Origin of the sequence: Pararhizobium sp. LjRoot255 (genome assembly GCF_964252905.1) — a bacterium.
Lineage (GTDB): Bacteria > Pseudomonadota > Alphaproteobacteria > Rhizobiales > Rhizobiaceae > Pararhizobium.
Genome location: NZ_CAXUPQ020000002.1, coordinates 474352 through 496494, shown reverse-complemented (window position 1 = coordinate 496494; position 22143 = coordinate 474352). Strand labels below are relative to the sequence as shown.

The 22143-nt window shown below is 61.6% G+C and carries 21 protein-coding genes and 1 pseudogene; 17 read left to right on the top strand and 5 right to left on the bottom strand.

Going from position 1 to position 22143, the window contains the following annotated elements; translation table 11 throughout:
- Positions 1-32 precede the first annotated feature (32 nt).
- Together ACSQ2W_RS21440 and ACSQ2W_RS21435 are read right to left on the bottom strand one after the other, a co-directional pair.
- Positions 33-509, bottom strand: a complete 477-nt coding sequence (locus ACSQ2W_RS21440) for a GreA/GreB family elongation factor (RefSeq protein ID WP_436088218.1) — start codon at positions 507-509, stop codon at positions 33-35.
- Positions 510-574: 65 nt separating this feature from the next.
- Positions 575-1009, bottom strand: coding sequence for a low affinity iron permease family protein (locus ACSQ2W_RS21435; protein ID WP_436088217.1), 435 nt, complete (start codon positions 1007-1009; stop codon positions 575-577).
- 463 nt (positions 1010-1472) lie between these two features.
- Between ACSQ2W_RS21435 and ACSQ2W_RS21430 the strand changes: the two genes are divergently transcribed.
- The 5 genes from ACSQ2W_RS21430 (at position 1473) to ACSQ2W_RS21410 (ending at position 8110) form a co-directional block, all read left to right on the top strand.
- Positions 1473-2075: a TetR family transcriptional regulator gene (locus ACSQ2W_RS21430; RefSeq protein ID WP_436088963.1), complete on the top strand. Its 603-nt coding sequence runs from the start codon at positions 1473-1475 to the stop codon at positions 2073-2075.
- Between the two features lie 60 nt (positions 2076-2135).
- A complete protein-coding gene (locus ACSQ2W_RS21425) occupies positions 2136-3275 on the top strand; it encodes an efflux RND transporter periplasmic adaptor subunit (protein ID WP_436088216.1) in 1140 nt (379 codons plus the stop codon).
- A 30-nt stretch (positions 3276-3305) separates the two neighbouring features.
- Positions 3306-6449 carry an efflux RND transporter permease subunit gene (locus ACSQ2W_RS21420; protein ID WP_436088215.1) on the top strand — a complete coding sequence of 1048 codons (3144 nt, stop codon included), beginning with the start codon at positions 3306-3308 and terminating at the stop codon, positions 6447-6449.
- A 344-nt stretch (positions 6450-6793) separates the two neighbouring features.
- A complete protein-coding gene (locus tag ACSQ2W_RS21415; RefSeq protein ID WP_436088214.1) occupies positions 6794-6976 on the top strand; it encodes a hypothetical protein in 183 nt (60 codons plus the stop codon).
- Positions 6977-7093: 117 nt separating this feature from the next.
- Positions 7094-8110: a GH25 family lysozyme gene (locus tag ACSQ2W_RS21410; protein ID WP_436088213.1), complete on the top strand. Its 1017-nt coding sequence runs from the start codon at positions 7094-7096 to the stop codon at positions 8108-8110.
- Positions 8111-8214: 104 nt separating this feature from the next.
- Here the strand turns inward: ACSQ2W_RS21410 and ACSQ2W_RS21405 are convergent, their stop codons facing one another.
- The gene (locus tag ACSQ2W_RS21405; protein ID WP_436088212.1) at positions 8215-8442 is read right to left on the bottom strand and encodes a hypothetical protein; all 228 of its coding nucleotides are present in this window, start codon (positions 8440-8442) and stop codon (positions 8215-8217) included.
- Between ACSQ2W_RS21405 and ACSQ2W_RS21400 the strand changes: the two genes are divergently transcribed.
- Positions 8408-8821, top strand: a complete 414-nt coding sequence (locus tag ACSQ2W_RS21400; RefSeq protein ID WP_436088211.1) for a DUF4174 domain-containing protein — start codon at positions 8408-8410, stop codon at positions 8819-8821. The two genes, ACSQ2W_RS21405 and ACSQ2W_RS21400, sit on opposite strands and share 35 nt — an antisense overlap.
- Positions 8822-8825: 4 nt before the next feature.
- Here the strand turns inward: ACSQ2W_RS21400 and ACSQ2W_RS21395 are convergent, their stop codons facing one another.
- The gene (locus ACSQ2W_RS21395) at positions 8826-10037 is read right to left on the bottom strand and encodes a TIGR03862 family flavoprotein (RefSeq protein WP_436088210.1); all 1212 of its coding nucleotides are present in this window, start codon (positions 10035-10037) and stop codon (positions 8826-8828) included.
- A 10-nt stretch (positions 10038-10047) separates the two neighbouring features.
- Here ACSQ2W_RS21395 and ACSQ2W_RS21390 point away from each other — a divergent pair, with 10 nt between their 5' ends.
- The 11 genes and pseudogenes from ACSQ2W_RS21390 to ACSQ2W_RS21340 all read left to right on the top strand — a co-directional run bounded on the left by ACSQ2W_RS21390 (position 10048) and on the right by ACSQ2W_RS21340 (position 20197).
- The gene (locus ACSQ2W_RS21390) at positions 10048-10215 is read left to right on the top strand and encodes a hypothetical protein (RefSeq protein WP_436088209.1); all 168 of its coding nucleotides are present in this window, start codon (positions 10048-10050) and stop codon (positions 10213-10215) included.
- 179 nt (positions 10216-10394) lie between these two features.
- On the top strand, positions 10395-11558 hold the full coding sequence (locus tag ACSQ2W_RS21385) for an isovaleryl-CoA dehydrogenase (RefSeq protein WP_436088962.1): 1164 nt from the start codon (positions 10395-10397) through the stop codon (positions 11556-11558).
- 40 nt (positions 11559-11598) lie between these two features.
- Positions 11599-13203: a carboxyl transferase domain-containing protein gene (locus tag ACSQ2W_RS21380; protein ID WP_436088208.1), complete on the top strand. Its 1605-nt coding sequence runs from the start codon at positions 11599-11601 to the stop codon at positions 13201-13203.
- A 10-nt stretch (positions 13204-13213) separates the two neighbouring features.
- On the top strand, positions 13214-13597 hold the full coding sequence (locus tag ACSQ2W_RS21375) for a RidA family protein (protein WP_436088207.1): 384 nt from the start codon (positions 13214-13216) through the stop codon (positions 13595-13597).
- A gap of 13 nt (positions 13598-13610) precedes the next feature.
- Positions 13611-15599, top strand: a complete 1989-nt coding sequence (locus tag ACSQ2W_RS21370; protein ID WP_436088206.1) for an acetyl/propionyl/methylcrotonyl-CoA carboxylase subunit alpha — start codon at positions 13611-13613, stop codon at positions 15597-15599.
- Positions 15599-16480 carry a hydroxymethylglutaryl-CoA lyase gene (locus ACSQ2W_RS21365; protein ID WP_436088205.1) on the top strand — a complete coding sequence of 294 codons (882 nt, stop codon included), beginning with the start codon at positions 15599-15601 and terminating at the stop codon, positions 16478-16480. Before ACSQ2W_RS21370 ends, ACSQ2W_RS21365 begins: the two co-directional genes overlap by 1 nt.
- On the top strand, positions 16477-17268 hold the full coding sequence (locus tag ACSQ2W_RS21360) for a crotonase/enoyl-CoA hydratase family protein (protein ID WP_436088204.1): 792 nt from the start codon (positions 16477-16479) through the stop codon (positions 17266-17268). The genes ACSQ2W_RS21365 and ACSQ2W_RS21360 overlap by 4 nt, the downstream gene beginning before the upstream one ends.
- A 77-nt stretch (positions 17269-17345) precedes the next feature.
- On the top strand, positions 17346-17717 hold the full coding sequence (locus tag ACSQ2W_RS21355; protein ID WP_436083365.1) for an antitoxin Xre/MbcA/ParS toxin-binding domain-containing protein: 372 nt from the start codon (positions 17346-17348) through the stop codon (positions 17715-17717).
- Positions 17710-18225 (top strand): RES family NAD+ phosphorylase, encoded by a 516-nt coding sequence (locus ACSQ2W_RS21350; RefSeq protein WP_436088203.1) that lies wholly within the window; start codon positions 17710-17712, stop codon positions 18223-18225. The genes ACSQ2W_RS21355 and ACSQ2W_RS21350 overlap by 8 nt, the downstream gene beginning before the upstream one ends.
- Positions 18226-18385: 160 nt before the next feature.
- Complete coding sequence (locus tag ACSQ2W_RS21345; RefSeq protein ID WP_436088202.1) at positions 18386-19306, top strand: fatty acid desaturase; 921 nt, start codon at positions 18386-18388, stop codon at positions 19304-19306.
- A gap of 82 nt (positions 19307-19388) precedes the next feature.
- Positions 19389-20197 (top strand): annotated as a pseudogene (locus tag ACSQ2W_RS21340) (phosphate/phosphite/phosphonate ABC transporter substrate-binding protein).
- A gap of 246 nt (positions 20198-20443) precedes the next feature.
- Here the strand turns inward: ACSQ2W_RS21340 and ACSQ2W_RS21335 are convergent.
- Positions 20444-21142, bottom strand: coding sequence for a TetR/AcrR family transcriptional regulator C-terminal domain-containing protein (locus ACSQ2W_RS21335; RefSeq protein WP_436088201.1), 699 nt, complete (start codon positions 21140-21142; stop codon positions 20444-20446).
- Positions 21143-22143 lie beyond the last annotated feature (1001 nt).

Here is a 22143-nt window from a genome sequence, read left to right as displayed (position 1 = left end):
TTACCGGCACATTCCGTCGCCCAGTAGGTCGCTCATCGCGAAGCTCCGGTTACGGACAGGACGACGATTTCCTCCTCGCGTCCGGCCGCTTCGAACTCGACGACATCACCGGCGCTTGCGCCCTCCAGCGCTCGCGCAAGAGGCGATGTCCAGGCAATCGCGCCGGCCGCCGGATCGGCCTCATCCTCGCCGACGATGTGAAGCGGTTTGGTCCTGCCGCCGCGTTTGATGGTGACATGTGTTCCGAACATGACGACCGCCGGCGTTCTGATAGGCTCGACGATCTCCATGCTGGCATGGCGTGCATGCCAGTATCGCAGGTCGCGCTTTAAAACGGCTAGCACATCGCTGTCGCCGCTTGCTTCGATTTGCTGGCTCAGCGTTGCGATCGCCTGTTCGATCTGACGTGCGCCATTCTGCGTTACGAGATTGCGGGCTGCGCTGATCTGGCGCTCCGGAACGGGCGGGGGAGGTGCGTCGTCGATTTCTCTCGTAAATGCTCGGCTCATGATTTTCTCCTCCCATCGGAATCGCCCGACAATTTCAACAGTTGAGCGGTCGCCCCTCCGTTTACCTATATCCTCTTTTTCAGCTTGGTACGGCGATCCCGGATGATGTGATCGACCTTTCCGGCAAGGACGTGATCCGGTTCGCTCTCGGCCGCTTCCCTCAAGAGCCGCGTCAACCGCTTCAGTTCCTCCTCATCGAGATGTTCGATACCCATGAAACGATTTTCCGCGTCGCCGGTGAGGATCAGCTCATCGAGTTTCGCTTGAACCGCCCTGCTGTCCCGGTTCTGCGAGTTCTGTAATACGAAGACCATCAGAAAGGTGATGATCGTCGTTGCCGTGTTGACGACGAGTTGCCACGTCTCTGAAAAGCCGAAAAATGGACCTGTAACGGCCCAGAGGATAACGCCGGCAAGGGCAATGGCGAACGTTGCCGGCTTGCCGGTCAATTCTGCGACGCTTCCGGAAAATCTGGAAAACAAGCTGGGCTTCGCGAACATAGTGTTCCTCCCTTGGAATCTGCATGCCAGAAATTCCCAGTGGCCATGGAAGTTCCAGTCGTTGCCGTCCATTCAACAAATAGAATTCTGCAGCGTGCTTTATCCGCGGCTGTTCTGCAACGCTGTCGATGCCACGATCCGACGGTCATCAGCGGCCGTGGCCTGGTGCACGGTTGTCCTATCAGGTTGCTCCGCCGATAAGGAGGGGCGCCTTCCAATCGTCTGGCCGATCACGAGGAAACGCATGCTACCTGGTCATGCCGTGCATTCCAAAGACCGGCATACCTCGCCCAAAACCCCCGTTTTTGCCAGCGGTCTGGTGGTTGGGCTGTGCTGTGTCGAGCAAATCCAGGGCAGCCAGCCTCGCAATCGCAAGCGACTCTCCTGTTGACTTGGACACGCTTTCGATTTACGACTGATGAAAATCGAAATTCGTCAGTCGTAAATCGAAAGCGTGTCCAAGATGCATGACGTTGCCGACAGCATCGAAGCCATCCGGCAGGAAAACATCACCCGAATCCTCGATTCGGCGGAGCGGCTTTTCCGGCACTATGGCTACTCCAAGACCACCGTCGCCGATGTTGCGCGGGATCTCGGCATGTCGCCGGCCAACATCTACCGCTTCTTTGCCTCCAAGACGGAGATCCATCAGGCCGTGTGCGGCCGTATGCTCGCGGGCAGCTATCAGCAGGCTCTTGAAATCTCCCGTCTGCCGATCAGCGCCGCCGACCGCCTGCGCAAGTATCTGCATACGCAGTATCAGCTTGTTCTGACGGCGATGCTCGATCAGGAAAAAGTGCATGAGATGGTCGTTGTCGCCATCGAGCGCGACTGGCATGTCATCGAAAAACACCTCGACCGGATGCATGGGGTGGTCGAGGGGATTATCCGGCAGGGCATTCAGGCCGGTGAATTTGCCGAGCAGGACGCTGCCGTCGCGGCCCGCTGCCTCGGCGCGGCAACCGTCAACCTGTGCCATCCGCAGATGGTGGCGCAGTGTCTTGCCAAGCAGAACCGGGCGACGCCCGAGGAACTTGTTGAATTTGCGATCAAAGCCTTGAGATGAACGCCGCCGCCCGGCGGCCCCGTTGGTAATTGTTTCTGTTTCTTTATTCAGGAGTGCGAAATGTCTTCGCCCAGCCGTACCCGCCTTCGGATGTCTTCCGTGACCCTTCTTGCTGCCGCGCTCCTCACGCTCGCCGGTTGCTCCGAGGAGAAAGCCGAGACCAAGGAAGTTGTCCGCCCAGTCAAGGTGATCGAGATCGCGCAGGCGAATGACACCCGCATGCTCAACTACTCCGGGTCGGTGCGCGCCCGCGTCGAAATGAACCTCGGCTTTAGGATCAACGGCAAGATCAGCGAACGCCTCATCGATATAGGCGAGAGGGTTAAGGCCGGCGTTTTGCTTGCCCGCATCGACCCTGCCGACTACGAGCTTTCCGTGCGCAGCGCCAAGGCGAGCCTCGATGCGGCCGAGCGGCAGGTCGAGACCACGGAGCTGGCCCGCATCCGCGCCGAACAGCTCTTTGCCAAGAACGTCTCGCCGAAGTCGGAGCTGGAACTGGCAGTGCTGAGCTACAATCAGGCGGTTGCCACGCGCGATTCTGCCCGCTCCGTTCTCGACCAGGCAAAGAACCAGGTCAGCTATACCGATTTGAAGTCGGACCGGAACGGCATCGTCACCGTTATCAATGCCGATGTCGGTCAGGTCGTCAGTTCGGGAACGCCGGTTGTCACCGTCGCTGTCGATGGTGAAAAGGAAGTGCTGATCGCGATACCGGAACTGGACATCACCCAGTTCCAGCCGGGAAAACCGGTGAAAGCCAGCTTCTGGTCCGATGCCGCCCTGACGCTGCAGGGCAGGGTGCGGGAAGTCGCAGGCAGCGCCGATCCGCAGTCGCGCACCTTCGCTGTCCGCGTCAGCCTGCCGAACGATCCCAGGGTGCTGCTGGGGATGACCGCCAATATCGAGGCTGCCGCTGACAGCACGCGCCAACTTGTCTCCGTCCCCTTGAGCGCTCTTGGCAAGAAGGATGATCAGCCGATCGTCTGGACGGTCGATCGCACCGCCGAAACCGTGCATGCCCGCGTGGTCAAGATTGCCGATTTCACCGGAGAAGGCGTGCGTATCGCCGAAGGGCTGAAGCCCGGCGACGTCGTCGTTTCCGCCGGCACGCAGTTCATGACCGAAGGCCTCAAGGTGAAGCTCGAAGGTATCGCCGGCCAGCAATCGGCCGCAGCCGATAAAGCCACGCTGACGCGTTGAACCGGTTTGATCGAGAACGGAACGAAGCCGATGACCATCTCCACCGACCAGAAGCAGTCCTTCAACCTCTCCCGCTGGGCGATCGAGCATCCGAGTATTGCGCGCTTCCTGTTCGGCCTGATCCTCATCACCGGTGTTCTCGGCCTGATGCGCATGGGCCAGAAGGAAGACCCGGATTTCACCTTCCGGGTGATGGTCGTGCAGGCGATCTGGCCAGGCGCCTCGATAGAGGAGATGGAAGACCAGGTCGTCAACAAGATCGAGCGCAAGCTGCAGGAGACGCCGCATCTCGATTTCGTCCGCTCCTACACCCGCGCCGGCAGCACGATCATCACGCTGCAGGTCAAGGGCGACACCAATGCCGAGCAGGTTGCCGACGCCTTCTACCAGGTTCGCAAGAAGGTCGGCGATATCGAAAACGAGCTGCCGCAGGGCCTGCTCGGGCCCTATTTCAACGACGAGTTCGGCGATACCTTCATCACGCTGCATGCGCTGAGCGGTAACGGCTACAGCTACCCCGAGCTGAAGACGTTCGCCATCCAGGCGCGTGACATGCTACTGACGACCCCCGGCGTCGAGAAGGCCGTCATCATCGGCGACCAGCCGGAGAAGATCTATATCGACATATCCTCCAAGGTGCTCGCGACGCGTGGCCTGACGCTGACCGATGTCCAGAACGCCATCAGGGGCCAGAACAGTGTCGATCCGGCGGGCTCTGTCGATACCGGCACCCGCTCCGTCCGGATCGCCGTTGACGGCGGCGTGACCAAGCCATCGCATATCCGCGAACTGCGGCTGAGGGCGGGCGATCAGGTCACCCGTCTCGGCGATATCGCCACCGTTTCGTCCGGGCTCGAAGATCCCTATCAGCGCAAATACCGCTTCAATGGCGAGGACAGTGTTCAGCTCGGCATCGTCATGGCCAAGGGCTTCAAGGTCACCGACGTCGGTGCCGCCGTCGAGGAGACCTACAAGCGTTTCGAATCCGCGCTGCCCTACGGCGTCAAGGTCGATCAGATTTCCAACCAGCCGGAAGTCGTGACCGAGGCGGTCAACGAGTTCATGAAAGCGCTCGGCGAAGCGCTGGTCATCGTGCTGGTCGTCTCTTTCCTGTCGATCGGCTGGCGCTCCGGCCTGGTGATCGCCATTGCCATTCCGCTGGTGCTCGCCGCCACCTTTGCGATCATGTACGAGCTCGGGATCGACCTGCAGCGCATTTCGCTCGGCGCCCTGATCATTGCACTTGGCCTGCTCGTTGACGACGCGATGATTGTCGTCGAGATGATGGAGCGCAAGCTCGAGGAGGGGCTGCACAAGGTCGACGCGGCAAGTTTCGCCTATTCCTCGACGGCTTTCCCGATGCTGACCGGCACGTTGATCACCACGGCCGGTTTCATTCCCGTCGGCTTTGCCGCGTCGACGGCCGGCGAATATGTGCGCTCGCTGTTCTATGTCGTTGGCATCGCGCTCGTCGTGTCCTGGTTTGTCGCCGTCTATTTCACGCCATGGCTCGGTTATATGATCCTCAAGCAACGCCAGCACGCCGGCAACCATCACGACGTCTTCGATACCCGCTTCTATCGCCGCCTGCGCGCCACCGTCGGCTGGGCCGTGCGCCATCGCGTCATCGTTCTCGCTCTGACGCTCGTTACCTTCGCAACCAGCCTCTGGGCGTTCCAGTTCATCCCGAAGAACTTCTTCCCGCAGTCCTCAAGGCCTGAAGTCCTTGTCGATCTCTGGCTGCCGGAAGGCACAAGCATCTGGCAGGTCGAGGCTCAGGCCAAGGCGCTGGAAGCGAAAATGATGGATGATCCGGACAAGAAGTTCATCGCCACCTATATCGGCGAAGGTGCGCCGCGCTTCTTCCTGCCGCTCGACCAGCAACTGCGCAATCCGAACTTCGCCCAGCTTCTCGTCATGGCCAACGACGAACCGGCCCGCGAGCGGCTGATCGTCAAGCTGCGGACCGTCCTTGCCGAGGACTTCCCATCGATCCGCAGCAAGGTCGATCGCCTGTTCCTTGGGCCGCCGACCGGCTGGCCGGTCCAGATGCGGGTCATGGGTCCTGATCGCGCGGAGGTCCGCCGGATCGCAGATCAGGTCAAGGCGAAGTTTGCCGAAAACCCTAAGCTCGGCGCCATCCACGACGATTGGCTGGAGCCGGTGCCGGCGATGAAGCTGGTCATCGATCAGGATCGTGCCCGCGCACTCGGTGTAACGTCGCAACGTATCCGCCAGATGCTGCAGGCCGCCATGAGTGGTGCGCCGCTCGATAATTTCCGCGATGGCGAGGAGACCGTTTCCATCGTCGCGCGCGAGCCGGAGGCAAGCCGCCATCTGCTGTCCTCGGTGGATTCGGTCTACATCCCGACGGATTTCGGCGGCTTCGTGCCCCTGTCGCAGGTCGCCAAGGTCGTCCCGGTTCTGGACCAGGGTATCGAATGGCGGCGTAACCGCCTGCCGACGATTACCGTGCGCGGCACATTGCCGGATGGCGTGCAACCTAACGACGTCGCGCTGAAGATGTATGCCGACTTGAAGCCGCTGCGCGATAGCCTGGCACCGGGCTATACGGTCGAGATCCAGGGCGGTGCCGAAGATTCCGCCGAAAGCCAGCAGTCGATCGCCGACAAGGCGCCGGTCATGCTTGCCGTCATCGTCGTGCTGTTGATGATCCAGCTGCAGCATTTCGGCAAGGCAATGCTGGTGCTGGCGACCGGCCCGCTCGGCATCATCGGTGCGGCTGCAGCGCTTCTGATCAGTGGCGCCCCCTTCGGCTTCGTCGCCATCCTCGGCGTCATTGCGCTGCTCGGCATCATCATGCGCAACTCGATCATCCTCGTCGACCAGATCGACCAGGACATCGCAGCCGGCATGGAACGATCGGAGGCAATCATCGGTTCGGCCGTGCGTCGTTTCCGGCCGATCGTGCTGACGGCAATGACGGCGGTGCTGGCGCTGATCCCGATTTCGCGGGGGGTCTTCTGGGGGCCGCTCGCTTTCGCCATGATGGGCGGCATCCTCGTTGCCACGGTGCTGACGATTCTCGTGCTGCCGGCAGGCTACGCCCTGTTCTTCGGCAAGGAGCCGACGAAACCCGTCTCCGAGCCTGAGCAGACAAGCGAGGAACAGGAGCATGAGGCGATCTATCCGGCGTCCCTGGCCGCCGAATAAGTGCTGAAATCGACAAGAACACGGTTTAAGAGTGTTATTCGTTTTCAGCAATGCTCAATCGATTTATGGGCGGAAGAGCCATCCGCTACGCGCATAGCGCATGGCTGCTCTGCAAAATTCTGCCTACGATTTGAGCGAAATTAGTGTATATTCAAATCATCGAAGTGATGCACCTCCTCCCGCAGAGCTTCGATTGCAAGTGTCCTTACTCCTCCTCCCAGAGGGCACTTGCGGAATGGCGACGCTCCTCCTCCCAGTCGCCGTTCGGTTCTATTTGAAAGCCTGCCGCACCTCCTCCCGCGGCAGGCTTTTTCGTTTCTGGGTCTTCCTTTCCGAAAATCGGCATGTTTGGCGAGACGCACCGCTTTGATGAAAAGCGGAGCTACGTCTCCTTTGCAAACAGGCCTCGTTTCGCCCAATCCTGTCCTCGAAGTCACATGCTGTCGGCCCTCGCGACGATGCGCCGGCACAAGTATCTGGCAGGCAGCCTGTTCGACGCAGGCGGCTTTTCCGCGTTGCCCGCCTGATCGGCCGCGGAAAGGATCGGATTCAATCTTTCTTGGTAATTTTCCGTTAGCAATTGATGTCAGTGGGGCGCGGCGGCACGGATGTCGCCGGCTGTTTGTTTTTGCGTGCGGGTTCCTATGCGTCTATCGGCTGTTCCAGCAATCTTCCTTGCCGGCCTTGTTTTGGCAGGCTGCACATCCAGTTCCGGACCGGAGAGCCTTTCGGCCGGATTGCCGTCGAAGGAGACGACCAGTTCGGTCGTGCAAGGTTCCGGCCCTGTGCCCGCGGCGGATGTGGGGCAGATCATCGCACAATCCGACGCGCATCCGCAGGAACTGGCCTGGGCCGGCCAAGTGCCGCAGCCCCAGGCGTTCGAATCCGTGACGACGGAGGGCATGGCCGTTCCGACGGAGCGGCCGGTCGAGCTCACCACGCCAGAGCCCGGCGAAACACCGCGGCAACGCGCGCAAATCTACAGCCGCCAGTTCCGCGACGCACATCCGATCAATTTCGGTTCCGCCTCGCCACGCAGACATGCCGTGCACGGCGTCGATATTTCGCGCTGGCAGGGCGAGATCGACTGGGTAAAGCTCAGGTCGCAAGGGGCGAACTTCGCCTATATCAAGGCGACCGATGGCGGCGACCATCTCGATCCGATGTTCAAGAAGAACTGGCGCCGGGCCAAGGAGGCCGGACTGAAGCGTGGCGCCTATCACTTCTTCTACTGGTGCCGCACGGCCGGCGAACAGGCCGACTGGTTCATCCGCAACGTGCCGCGTGACCCGGACGCGCTGCCACCGGTGATCGACGTCGAATATAATGGCGAATCGAGCTGCAAGAGGCGCCTGTCGCGCGCCCGGGTGCTGGAGAAGATGCAGGTCTTCATGGACAAGCTGGAACGGCACTATGGCAGGCGTCCGGTGATCTATACCGCGCCGGATTTCTATCGCGACAACCTGGCGGGCGAATTCAAGAACCACCCCTTCTGGCTGCGCTCGGTGGCCGCCCATCCCTCAAAAGTCTATCCGGGCCGCAAGTGGCTGTTCTGGCAGTATTCCGGCTCCGGCCTCTCGCACGGGGTTGAGGGTAGGATCGACCTCAATGCGTTTCGTGGCAGCGAGGACGATTGGCACAGGTGGGTGGCGCGGACCTGAGGGAGGTTTGCGTTATTTGGCGAGCGGGGCAACGGCCTCAAAGGCAGCCAGGAGTGAAATGCAGCCACCTTACTACGCGCGACAGGGCCATACCCTCCGGGCGGTCACGCCGCAACGACAGCTGGTCCACCTTCGATGCGATCGGCGATATTTTCAAACCTGGGACGACGTTTACGAACGTCGACGATTTTCGGGCGATGCTCGTTCAATAAAGGCATCCGTGAACCGAAAATCTGGAACCAACCGCCGGCTTGCTGGTTTTTCCTCTCATGGTTCAATAGTACGAGGATCAAGGCAATGCTGAAATCACTGACTGCCGAGGTGTTCGGCATGGGTGTCGATCCGCAGCATGGCGGAGAAAGTCTTGTCGATTTCGAATGGCGCTACAGGGTTCTCGTGATTTTTCCCGGCGAAGATCGTGGCAGGGCCGTGCGCCAAGCCAATATGCTGCTGGCTGACACCGGGGAGTTGGGCGAGCGCGATCTGATCGTGCTGGAAGTCGACCGCGACGATGTGAAGGTGCTGTTCGGGCCGCAGCATGATCTCAATCCCTATGCCATCCGGTATGATCTCGATGTCGCCGATGGCGCCTTTGCCCTGCTGCTTGTCGGCAAGGATGGATTGGTCAAGCTGCGGTCTGAGGATGTTGTACCTGTTTCCACCATCTTCGAGCTGATCGACCAGGCACCGACGCGCAAAGCTTCCGGCTGAAGCGTCACCGGGCTTGCAGCCATTCAATAATGCCGCGGGCGGCTGCCCTGCCGGTGGCGAAACAGGCGGTCAGCAGATAGCCTCCGGTCGGCGCCTCCCAGTCCAGCATTTCTCCTGCGGCGAAGACGCCGGGAAGGGATTTGAGCATATATCGCTCGTCGAGATCGTTGAGGCGGATGCCGCCTGCAGAGGATATCGCTTCGGCGATCGGACGCGGCCTGAGGACAGGGATCGGTAGCGCCTTGATCGACCGCGCAAGTCGTTCCGGATCGGTGAGCGCGGTTTCCGGGAGCAGCTCGCGCAGCAGGGTGGATTTGACACCCTCCAGCCCGGCGCCCTTACGCAGACGGTTGGAAAGGCTGGCTTTTCGATCCTGCCGCGCGAGGTCTCTTGCCAGGCGTTCGATGCTTCTTCCCGGTGCGAGATCGACGGACAGCGTGGCCACGCCATCCCGATTCAGCCTGTCGCGCAAGGCAGCCGCATGCGCGTAGACAAGGCTGCCTTCGATGCCGTGGGAGGAGATGACGAATTCACCGGGAAAGGTGCCCGCGTCGGAGGTCGTGGTCACGGCTTTCAGAGGTGCGCCGGCGAAACGGTTCTTGAAGACGTCGCTCCAGGCCACGTCGAAACCGCAATTGGCGGGCTGAAAGGCGGCCATATCAACGCCCTTGTTTGCCAACAGGGCGACCCAGCCTCCATCCGAGCCCAGACGCGGCCAGCTGGCGCCGCCGAGTGCGAGCAGCGTCGCGTCGCTGTGGATGACGGTTCTTCCATTCGGCGTTTCGAAGACGAGACCGTTGGCCTCAAAACCCATCCAGCGATGGCGCGGCAGCAGCGTCACGCCTTGCGCTACCAACCGGCCGAGCCAGGCGCGCAGGAGCGGCGATGCCTTCATGACTTTCGGGAAAACGCGCCCCGAAGTGCCGATGAAGGTTTCCGTGCCGAGACTTGACGCCCACGCCCGCAGGTCCGCAGGGGCGAAGGCGTCAAGCGCGGGACGCAGCCGGTCGGAGGCTGCGCCGAAACGATTGGCGAAGCGCGCGTAATCCTCGGAATGGGTGATGTTGAGGCCAGACTTGCCGGCGAGCAGGAATTTGCGGCCGAAGGTCGGCATGGCTTCATAGACCGTGACGGCATGGCCGGAGAGTGACAGCACCTCCGCTGCCATCAGCCCCGCCGGCCCGCCGCCGATGATCACGATCTGCTTTGCCGTCATGAATTGCCCAGTGTCGAATCTGCTGTGTCGTCTTGAGGCCTACGGCGGTTCCGCGCAAGTGCAATGGCAAACGGAGCTGGGCGGCATTGCAATCCAAATGACCGATTTCTCATCAAAATTTTTGCAAAACATGCGTCCAAGCGCCTGTCTTGGTTCGGAAATTGTTGTGCGGGTATGATAGTCTCGAAATTCGGCATTGGCGAAACGGAAGAGGAGTCCGTTTGGCGAGATAATTCGGTGGCTACGCACCCGGGAGGAAAGCAGGTGTCCGCCAAGTGCGCCTCGGTAGAGGCCGCGGTGGATATCGCCTGTGTCTCCCCGATGGTGCGGCAGCGTGAAGGTAGGGGAGGAGACCCGATGTATTCAGGCGGTTTGAGCTTTGCTCTGGGCGAAGACATCGAGGCCCTGCGCGAGACCGTGCGCCGGTTTGCCAGCGAGCGCATCGCGCCACGGGCGGCCGACATAGACCGGGACAACAGCTTTCCGGCGCCGCTGTGGCGCGAACTTGGCGATCTCGGGCTGCTCGGAATTACCGCGGACGAAGCCTATGGCGGCAGCGGGCTTGGCTATCTCGCCCATTGTGTGGCGATGGAGGAAGTCAGCCGGGCCTCGGCGTCGGTCGGCCTGAGCTACGGGGCGCATTCCAATCTCTGCGTCAACCAGATCGACCGCAACGGCTCGGATGCGCAGAAGGTTCGCTACCTGCCGAAGCTCATTTCCGGCGAGCATGTCGGCGCGCTGGCAATGTCCGAACCGGGGGCTGGCTCCGATGTCGTTTCGATGAAGCTCAGGGCCGACAGGCACGGCGACCGCTATGTGCTCAACGGCAACAAGATGTGGATCACCAATGGTCCGGATGCCGATGTGCTGGTGGTCTATGCCAAGACCGATCCGGAAGCGGGCGCGCGGGGCATCACGGCATTTCTGATCGAAAACACCTTTGCAGGCTTCTCGACCGGCCAGAAGCTCGACAAGCTCGGCATGCGCGGCTCCAATACCTGCGAGCTGATCTTCACGGATTGCGAAGTGCCGGAGGAGAACGTGCTGGGCGCTGTCGGCGGCGGGGTGCGGATCCTGATGTCGGGGCTCGACTACGAGCGCGTCGTGCTGTCGGCCGGGCCACTCGGCATCATGGCCGCTTGCCTCGACGAAGCGCTCCCCTATCTGCATGAAAGAAAGCAGTTCGGTCAGCCGATCGGAGAATTCCAGCTGATGCAAGGCAAGATCGCCGACATGTATGTGACGCTGAATGCGGCGCGCGCCTATGTCTACGCCGTAGCATCAGCCTGCGACCGGGGCGAGACGGCGCGCAAGGATGCCGCCGGCTGCATCCTCTATGCAGCCGAGCGGGCGACGGCGCTGGCGCTCGAAACCATCCAGGTGCTCGGCGGCAACGGCTATACGAATGACTATCCGGCGGGCCGGTTGCTGAGGGACGCGAAACTCTACGAGATCGGCGCGGGAACCTCGGAGATACGGCGCATGCTGATCGGCAGGGAACTCTTCAGCGAGACGGCATAGGGGTGGAGGACTTTCAGATGTTGGGTCGATCGGGGGATGAATGGCCGTTCTGAAATCGCAGATTTCGACGTCTTCGGAGACATTCCGCGCCAACAGGGCGGCGATGGCCGAAGCGATGCGCGTGGTGGAAGAGGCGGCTCTGCTGGCGGCCGGCGGCGGCGGCGAGGTGGCGCGCGAGCGCCATGTCAGCCGCGGCAAGATGTTGCCGCGCGACCGGGTGGCCCAGCTGATCGACCCCGCGACGCCGTTCCTCGAACTCGGCATGACGGCTGCGCACGGGCTCTACAACGGCGATGCGCCGGCCGCCGGCCTGATTACCGGCATCGGCCGCGTTTCTGGCCGCGACTGCATGATCGTCTGCAATGACGCGACCGTCAAAGGCGGCACTTATTATCCGATGACCGTGAAGAAGCATTTACGGGCGCAGGAAATCGCCGCCGAAAACAACCTGCCATGCGTCTATCTGGTCGATTCCGGCGGCGCGAACCTGCCGAACCAGGACGAGGTGTTCCCGGATCGGGACCACTTCGGCCGGATTTTCTACAACCAGGCCAATATGTCGGCTGCCGGCATTCCGCAGATCGCCGTGGTGATGGGGTCGTGTACGGCGGGCGGCGCCTATGTGCCGGCCATGTCGGACGAGGCAATCATCGTCGAGGGACAGGGAACCATCTTCCTTGCCGGGCCGCCACTCGTCCGGGCCGCGACCGGCGAGATCGTCTCGTCGGAGGATCTCGGTGGCGGCGACGTGCATACGCGACTTTCCGGCGTCGCCGACCATCTGGCGCGCGATGATGTGCATGCACTCGCTTTGGCGCGCCGCACCGTCGCCAATCTCAATCGGCCGGTGATTACTGTCGAGCGGCAGCCGCCGGAGGCGCCGGTCTACGATCCCGATGACATAGCCGGCATCGTGCCATCCGACCTGCGCACACCCTATGACATCAGAGAGGTGATCGCCCGTGTCGTCGACGGCTCCCGGCTCGACGAGTTCAAGGCGCGCTACGGCACGACGCTGGTCTGCGGCTTTGCCCATGTGCACGGCATTCCCGTCGGCATCATCGCCAACAACGGCGTGCTGTTTTCGGAATCGGCGCTGAAGGGTACGCATTTCGTCGAACTGTGCTCGCAGCGCAAGATTCCTCTCGTTTTCCTGCAGAACATCACCGGCTTCATGGTCGGGCGAAAATACGAGGCCGAAGGCATTGCCAAGCACGGCGCCAAGCTGGTGACGGCGGTCGCAACGACGAAGGTGCCGAAGATCACTCTGCTGGTCGGCGGCTCCTTCGGAGCCGGCAACTACGGTATGGGCGGCCGGGCCTTCTCGCCACGGTTCCTCTGGACCTGGCCGAACAGCCGGATTTCGGTGATGGGCGGCGAGCAGGCGGCAGGTGTTTTGGCGACCGTACGCGGCGATGCGCTGAAGCGGGCAGGTACGCCCTGGACCGAAGAGGACGAGGTGAAGTTCAAGCAGCCGGTGCTCAACCTGTTCGAAACCCAGAGCCATCCGCTCTATGCCTCGGCGAGGCTCTGGGACGACGGCATCATCGACCCGCGCAAGAGCCGCGACGTGCTGGCGCTCTCCCTTTCGGCGACCTTGAATGCACCGACAGACGATACCCGTTTTGGCCTGTTCAGGATGTGAGGAGACGATAATGAAACGCGACGTTTTCAATGCCAAGAATGCCCCTCAACCCCGTGGCGGCTACTCGCAGGCCGTTCGGCTCGAGGATTTCCAACGGCTGCTCCTCGTCAGCGGCCAGATTCCGGCGGATTCCGACGACGTGGTACCGGCAGGTTTCGAGGCGCAGGCGCGCCAGGTCTGGCTCAACGTTGATGCGCAGCTGAAGGCCGCGGGGATGACGAAGGCGGATATCGTCAAAGTGACGACCTATCTCGCCGACCGGCATCACACCTCGGCCAACCGCGAGATCCGTGGCGAGTATCTCGGCAACCTGGCGCCGGCAATGACGGTGGTGATCGCCGGGATTTTCGACGGGGCCTGGCTTCTCGAGGTCGAAGTTGTCGCCGCGCAATAGGCCGGGATACACAATGTTTTCGAAAATCCTCATTGCCAATCGCGGTGAAATCGCGTGCCGCATCATCCACACGGCGCGGCGGCTCGGCATCCGCACGGCATCCGTCTATTCCGATGCGGACGCCGGCGCGCTTCACGTCGAAATGGCCGATGAGGCGTTCCGCATCGGCACTGCCGTGGCAGCCGAGAGCTATCTTTCGATCGAGCGTGTCATCGGGGTGGCGCAACGGTGTGGCGCGCAGGCGATCCACCCGGGCTATGGCTTTCTGTCGGAGAATGCGGATTTCGCCGAGGCCGTCGAGGCGGCGGGAATGGCCTTCATCGGGCCTTCGCCGGCCGCTATCCGCGCCATGGGCCTCAAGGATGCGGCCAAGGTGCTGATGGAGCAATCCGGCGTACCGGTGGTTCCCGGCTATCATGGGGACAATCAGGACGCCGCGTTCCTGACCGGGCAGGCTACGGATATCGGCTTCCCGGTGTTGATCAAGGCGCGGGCGGGCGGTGGCGGCAAGGGCATGCGCCGGGTCGACCGGCCGGAAGACTTCGGTGCGGCGCTCGACGCGGCACGGCGCGAGGCGGAAGCGGCCTTCGGCGACGGCGCCGTGCTGATCGAGAAATATCTGCAACGGCCGCGCCACATCGAAATCCAGGTCTTCGGCGACCGCGATGGCAATGTCGTGCATCTGTTCGAGCGTGACTGCTCCTTGCAACGGCGGCACCAGAAGGTCATCGAGGAAGCGCCGGCGCCGGGCATGACGGCGGAAATGCGCATGGCCATGGGCGAGGCGGCCGTTCGGGCGGCGCACGCGATCGGCTATCAGGGGGCAGGTACGGTCGAATTCATCGTCGATGTCTCCGACGGGCTGCGGCCGGACAGGTTCTTCTTCATGGAAATGAACACGCGGCTGCAGGTGGAGCATCCGGTGACCGAAGCGATCACCGGGCTCGATCTCGTCGAATGGCAGTTGCGGGTAGCAAATGGTGAACCTTTGCCGAAGAGGCAGTCCGAGCTTGCGATCGACGGCTGGGCCTTCGAGGCGCGCATCTATGCCGAGGATCCGGCGCGGGGGTTCCTGCCGTCGACCGGCACGCTGTGGCATCTGAGCTTCCCGGCCGACGGGCCGCGGATCGATGCCGGCGTGCGGCAGGGCGATCGCATCAGTCCATACTACGATCCGCTGATTGCCAAACTCACCGTGCACGGCCCGACCCGAGCCGCCGCGCTTGCCAAGTTGACGGAGGGCTTGAGACAGAGCCATATCGGCGGCGTTGCCAACAATCTCGAATTCCTTCGCCGCCTGAGCCAGCAGCCGGACTTTGTAGCCGGCCATCCCGACACCGGCCTCATCGACCGGGAGGTCGAGACGCTGACTGTAACCGAGGCACCCGACGCAGCGGCGGTGGCGCTGGCCGCGGTTCTGTCTCTCGGCATCCTGCGGAAACGGCCGGCCGGCGATCCCTGGCTGTCGCTTGGCCACTGGCAGATCTGGGGACAGGCGACGCGCACGGTGACGCTCGTCGACCACGGCGGCGAGCGGCATGACTTGCGCGTGGCGGCGCGAGGGCTCGATCTGTTTGCAGTTCATATTGGCGGCCGCGTCCTGCCCGTGCGCATTTTCGGCCGCTTCGACGGAGGCTGCCATGCCGAGGTCGACGGCCGGCAGCTTCGTTTGCTGCTGCTCGAGACACCGCACGGCCTGACGCTGCTACTCGACGGCAAGGCCCATGATTTTCACCTGCCCGATCCGCTCGACGGCGAGGCGGAGAGTGCGGCCGGGACCGATCGCGTTGTCGCGCCCATGCCGGGTCTGGTCAAGCTGGTGCGCGTTCGGGCGGGAGATGCGGTTTCGAAGGGGGACGCGTTGATCGTGATGGAGGCGATGAAGATGGAACTGACGCTGTCGGCAAGCCGGGACGGTGTTGTCGAGAGCATGAACGTCGTTGAGGGCGACCAGACGGCCGAGGGCACGGTTCTTTTGTCGCTGAAGCCGGAGGCCGCGTGATGCCAGGAACCGATACAGGCGCTTCTTCGAACCGCGTTTCGATCGTCGAGATGGCGCCGCGGGACGGGCTTCAGAACGAGAAGGTGCTGATCGATACGGCAGACAAGATCAGGCTCGTCGACTTGCTGTCGGCCTGCGGGTTCGATCGGATCGAAGTGACGAGCTTCGTCAGCGCGAAATGGGTGCCGCAACTGGCCGATGCGGCTGAGGTCATGGCCGGGATCGCGCGCAGGCCGGGCGTGCGTTACGCCGTGCTGACGCCCAACATGAAGGGTTTCGAGGCGGCGCTTGCGGCAGAGGCGGACGAGGTCGCGGTCTTTGCCTCTGCGTCCGAGGGGTTTTCGCAGCACAATATCAACTGCTCCATCGCCGAGAGCATCGAGCGGTTTCGCCCGGTGGCAAAGGCTGCCCGGCGGCATGGCATTCCGATGCGCGGTTATGTCAGTTGCGTGGTAGAATGTCCCTATGACGGCGCAATCGCCCCAGCGAGCGCTGCCAACGTTGCCGGACAGCTCATGGAGCTCGGCTGTTACGAGGTCAGTCTCGGCGACACGATCGGCCGGGGGACGCCGGAGGCGGTCGATCGCATGTTGACGGCCGTGCTGGCGGCGATCCCCGCGGCCAGACTGGCCGGGCATTTTCACGATACGTCGGGCCGGGCGCTCGACAATATCGGCGTCGCGCTGGATCGCGGCATCCGCGTGTTCGACGCTTCTGTGGGCGGTTTGGGCGGCTGCCCCTATGCGCCGGGCGCAAAGGGCAATGTCGATACGCTGCTGGTCGACCGGTATTTGAAAGCGCGCGGTTTCGAGACCGGGTTAAGCGAGCACGCACTTGCAAGGGCAGCGGATTTCGCGCGAAATTTGAGGAGTTCCGCATGACTTTCGAGACCATTCACCTCTTTGTCGATGATCGAGGCGTGGCGCGTCTGACGCTTGCCCGCCCGGACAAACACAATGCTCTCTCGGCCGCAATGATCGATGAGCTGACGGACGTGGCAGGACAATTGAGTATCGACCGGTTCATTCGCGTCGTCGAGCTGGCCGGAGACGGCGTAAGCTTCTGCGCCGGTGGTGATCTCAACTGGATGAAGGCGCAGGTCAACGCCGACCGGGCGACGAGGATGACGGAGGCGCGACGGCTGGCGCGGATGTTCAAGACGCTAAACGACCTGGAAAAACCCGTCATTGCCCGCGTTCACGGCAACGCCTTTGGTGGCGGTATCGGCCTGCTTGCCGTCGCCGACGTTGCCATCGCTGCGGATACGGCAAAATTCGGGCTGACGGAGACACGGCTCGGGCTGATCCCGGCGACCATCAGCCCCTATGTCGTGGCCCGCATCGGCGAGGGCCAGGCGCGGCCGCTGTTCATGTCCGGCAGGATCATCGGCGCCCACGAGGCACATGCGGCCGGATTGGTGACGCGGGTTGTGCCGGCGCCGGTGCTCGACAAGGCGATGGAGGCGGAGATTCAATCCTATCTGCAGGTGGCTCCGGGCGCTGTCGGACGCGCGAAGGTTTTAGCGCGGTCCCTGGGCATGCGGATCACCGATGCTGTCATCGAGGCGACGATCGAGCGTCTGGCCGATGCATGGGAGACGGCGGAGGCGCGGGAAGGCATTTCGGCATTCCTGGAGAAGCGGGAGCCGAGCTGGCGCAAATCAGTTTAATCGCCCCTGCGCTTGAAATGCGCATGGTTTGAGCATATTTTGATACCATCATTATCAAGATGTGCTAGGAATGAGCCATGACAGCTTTGAGCTTCGATACTGCGGCAAGCCGCTTCGGTGACGGCCACTCGCCGTTTCTGTCAGCGCGGCGCGTCTCGGAACAGCTCGGCGTCACGCTGGCCGAGCTTGCCCGGCTGATCGGCGTTGCCCGCAACACGCTGACGGCGAAGTCGAGCGCGCGCAAGGTGGACAGCGCCTTGAGCCAGGTCGTGCGCATCCTCGCCATGGCGAGCGAAATGGCCGGAGACGAAAACCGCGCAACCATCTGGTTCAAGCATCAGCCGATCCCCGGCTGGGCGGGCAAGACGGCCTATGACCTGGTGAGCGAGGGCAAGTCGGACAAGGTGCTGGCCTATCTCGAGGCGGTGCGGTCCGGCGTCTATGCCTGATGAAAATACGGGCAAGCTGACCCTCTGGCGCGCCTTCGTGCCGCAATGGGCCTTTGCGCCGCTTTCTGGTGAGGGCGCTGCCCGGTTCGGCGGCCGCTGGAACCCGGTTGGCGCGCCGACGATCTATGCGGCGCGCGAACTCTCGACGGCGTGGGCGGAATACAATCAGGGTTTTGTCCAGCATCCGGCATTGATCGCGCAGTTGGAACTCAAAGACGCCTCTCTGGCCGACTTGACCGATGAGGCGACACTCGCAAAACTTGGCAGCTCTGCCGATATCCATCGGTGCGAATGGCGGATGCATCTCGACAAGGGCGAGGTGCCCGAGACCCATCGGCTGCGCGAACGGCTGATCAGCCACGATTTCGACGGGGTGATCTACCCTTCCTTCATGTCTCCGGGTGGAAGCTGCGTGGGGCTCTGGCGGTGGAACGGCGCCGGCGCGCCGCGTCTGGATGTCGTCGATCCCGACAGCAGGCTGCCGAAGACACCGGCATCATGGATGTAGCAACCCTCCTTCGTATGGCGCAGAGGCCCGCGAAAACTTTTCCTAAAGGCGCTGAACCGGAACGAAATTTTCCCAAAATAGTCTATAAAATAGATAAACATAATTATCTAACGGAAGGCGCTTCGATGTAGGTTCCCTCGTCTCGAGGGAGCAGCGGTGCATGTCTGACAAGCCTTCTTACATTATCAAGGTTCCGGGCCGCCGCCTGGAGTGGCCGACCATCATTCTCACAGCCGTCATCTATGGCGGCTTTCTGGCGCTGACCTGGTGGTGGGACGCGCTGCCGGTGCCCGTCGTCGCACTAGCCGGCGGCTGGCTGATCGCCTGGCATGGATCGCTGCAGCATGAGGTCATCCATGGCCACCCGACGGGCAACCAGCGGATCAACAACGCCATCGGTTCGATCCCGCTCTCGCTCTGGCTGCCCTATGAGATCTACCGCGAAAGCCATCTGGAACATCACCGCGACGAGCATCTGACGGACCCGATCGAGGATCCCGAATCCTCCTATTTCACCAAGGCAGCCTGGCAGCGGCTTGGGCCAGCGGGCAAGGGGCTTGCGCGCTGGAACACGACGCTGTTTGGGCGGCTGACCATCGGCCCGGTCGTGATGCTGTTGAGCTTTCTGGTGCAGGAAGCCCGGTTGCTGCGGGCGGGAGAACCCGGCCGGGCGCGGATCTGGACGATCCACCTGATTGGCGCTGCCATCGTTCTCCTTTGGGTCACGGTCATCTGCGGCATGCCGTTCTGGCTCTATTTCTTCGGTTTCGTCTATCTCGGGGCCACGCTGACGCGGCTGCGGGGCTACGCCGAACACAGATACGCCGAGCGGCGCGAGGAGCGGACAGCGATCGTCGAAAACAGCCATCTGTTCGGCCTGCTGTTCCTCTACAACAACCTGCATGTGCTGCATCACCTGAAGCCTGGAATTTCCTGGTACCGGCTGCCGGCCGTCTATCGCCTGAATCGCGACGCCCTCATCGCCGGCAATGGCGGGCTGGTCTACAACAGCTATTGGGATATTGCCCGCCGGTTCTTCGTGAAGGCGCATGACAGCATCACGCATCCCAATCATTCTTGATCAGCGCCGAACCCCCGGCGCAAGGAGATCTCGCGCTAGCCGAGGTGTGGTATGCACGCCTGTCACCTGCGAAAGTTCCCGAATGCGCCTTGCCAGCCTTGCCATGTATGCCAGCCCGCCACCGCTTGCCGAAGCCACGGCGGCTTTGTGGAATTTCCTGAGCGGCGCCTTGAAGCGAGCTGGTCTCGAAGACGTTCCCGATACGCTCGATGCCGTCGTGCGGTACAAAGAGGCCTGGACGGATCCCGAGCTGCTGCTAGCCCAGACTTGCGGCTTTCCCTATGTCAAACAGCTGCGCGGCAAGGTTCGGCTCGTGGCAACGCCGGTCTATGGCCATCCGGGCTGCGACGGACCGTTCAAATGCAGTTTCATCGTCATTCGAGAGGATTCCCGTGCCCGGTCGCTGGAAGACCTGCGCGGCGCAAGGGCGGCGATCAACGAGCCCTTCAGCAATTCCGGCACCAACCTGTTTCGCGCGGCAATCGCGCCCCTGGCGCGCGATGGGCGGCTCTTTTCCTCCGTCATCGAGACGGGTGGGCATCGCAACAGCATTGCGGCGATCTCGCCGGCAGGGCGGATGTGGCGGCAATCGACTGCGTCACCTACGGCAATGTGCTGCGTTTCGATCCGCAGAGCCTGGCAGGCGTTCGCGTCCTTGCCGAAACGGTCAAGGCTCCGGGACTGCCGCTTGTCACCCGGGCCGGTGCCCCCGACGAGGAGGTTTCGCTGCTCAGGCAGGTGCTGCAGCAGGCGATCACAGAACCATCGCTCGCGCCCATCCGGGATGTACTGGCGCTGAAGGATTTTGCCGTTTTATCAGACCTGGACTATGAAGCGCTGGCGGAGCTGGAACGGCAGGCGCAGCGATTGAGATATCCGGTGATTGCCTGAGGTCTGCCGCCGGATGCCGGGGACGGATACATGCCAGGCCTTCAGACAGCCTGGAGCGTCAGCGTCAGCGTTTCGAACCGCGACGACGAAGCCGTTACAGAGATCGCACCCGCCCCGGCCGGCGTTTCGAGCCAGATGCCAGTGGTTCAGCCCAGAAAGGCAATTGTCTGTGGTCGTTGGCAGTGGATCGGGAACTGGCAAGCGAACGCATCGCGGGTTTCTTTTGAAAGGGACTGTCGGGACCGATCAGGCCGGGGGCGCCGCATAGGCCCGGAGAAACGTGCGCACCGCATTGCGCGCCGCATTTTCCAGTTCTTCCTCCGACGGCGTGGCGCCGAACAGCGTGCTCATCTGCAGATCGGCATTGACCAGCGCTAGGAACTGCCGGGCGGCGACATCGAAATCGTCGATCTCGAGCAGCCCCTTATGGGCGAGGCGGGCGAAGAGAGCGGCGAGCGCCGTGCCGATCTTGCCGGGCCCCTGCTGGCGCCAGGATTCGAAAAGATGCGGATAGCGCTCGCCCTCGGACTGCACCAGCTTGCGCAGGAATTTCCCATCCTGATTGCAGATGCAGTTGTGGCTGAGGCGCACAGCAAAGGCTGCAAGGTCGTCTTCGAGGTTGACCGGATTTTCCGGAAAGGTCGAGAGGATCGAGAAGAGCATGGCGTTCGCCCGGTCCATTACGTCCTCGACGACGGCTGTGAACAGGTTCTCTTTTTCCCGGTAGTGATTGTAGACCGTCTGGCGCGACACGCAGGCTTCTGCGGCGATCTCATCGATGCTTGCGCCGGCAAATCCCTGACGGCAGAAGACTTCGGCGGCGGCGTCCAGGATGGAGATGCGCTTGGCGCATTGGCCACGCTGACTGTGCACGGAGGTCCTGGGAACGGGCTCATTCGAACTTTTCATGCCCGCGAAGATAATGCCTGTTGACGGTTTAGACAATGATGTCCAATTGCCCGTTCGCTCCATGATTTCAACGGTGCCCACGCCGTCGGCACTCAACAGAATGATCTCGGCCCGCCCAACGTGCTTTTGCGGTGTGTCGCGATACCAAACCGGACCCTGATGTTAGGCGGAAACCACTAGCGACCGGATTGGAGCCGGAGCGACTTTTGGTGTGTTACCCAGGCAAAAGAAATCGCCAAACCATAAATAAGCATCAATAATGCGACACCTTTGGGAAAGTCAGTAATAGGAAACTCATCCCCGGCCAGTTGGATTGACAAACTGTTCAAAACGGCGTGAGATACTACTGCGCATGCCAAGGTGAACGCTAAATAAAAGGAGCCTCTATTTGATAATAAAGGAACGTACCCGATGGTTATTAGCACGTGCATTAACATTGGCGCAGAATATACAATATACGTGTGAAAAATCTCCGCACCGCAATTCCTCGTGCAAGAGCTAAACTCATCCGAATATAAGTGTGCTTTCAACAGGAGCTCGACCAAGCCGAACCATAATCCAAATGTCACAAAATCTTGGAACTTAAGTCCGTTCTTGACGAGCCATATCATCAAGGCAATGCCGAGCATTCTGCTGATTTCTTCGACGGTAGCGGACCCGAACAGATATGCGAGCCCGAACGGCTCAATATAGCCCATCGAGTGTTTATGGAATAGCATTCCTACAACCAGCGCCAGGAAAAGCGACGCCGAGGAAGAGAATAAAACTATAAGATGTTTAAAAGCTCGGGACATCAGTATGAACCAGAGAAGGGCGCGCTGTAGAGATTGCGGAAATTGTCATAGCGGCTCTTTCGCTTCTAATTGCAAGGACTTGCTTGGTACAATCGCGCCTATCGATGCATGAGCTCCCCAATCTTGCCCCTTAACTACCCGGAAAATTTGCTAAAGAGCCCTGTTAGTATGATCGCAACGATGATAGAAAGTGTCGAGCCTATTAAATAGTCTCGTAAAATAATTTGATTCTTAAGCATATAT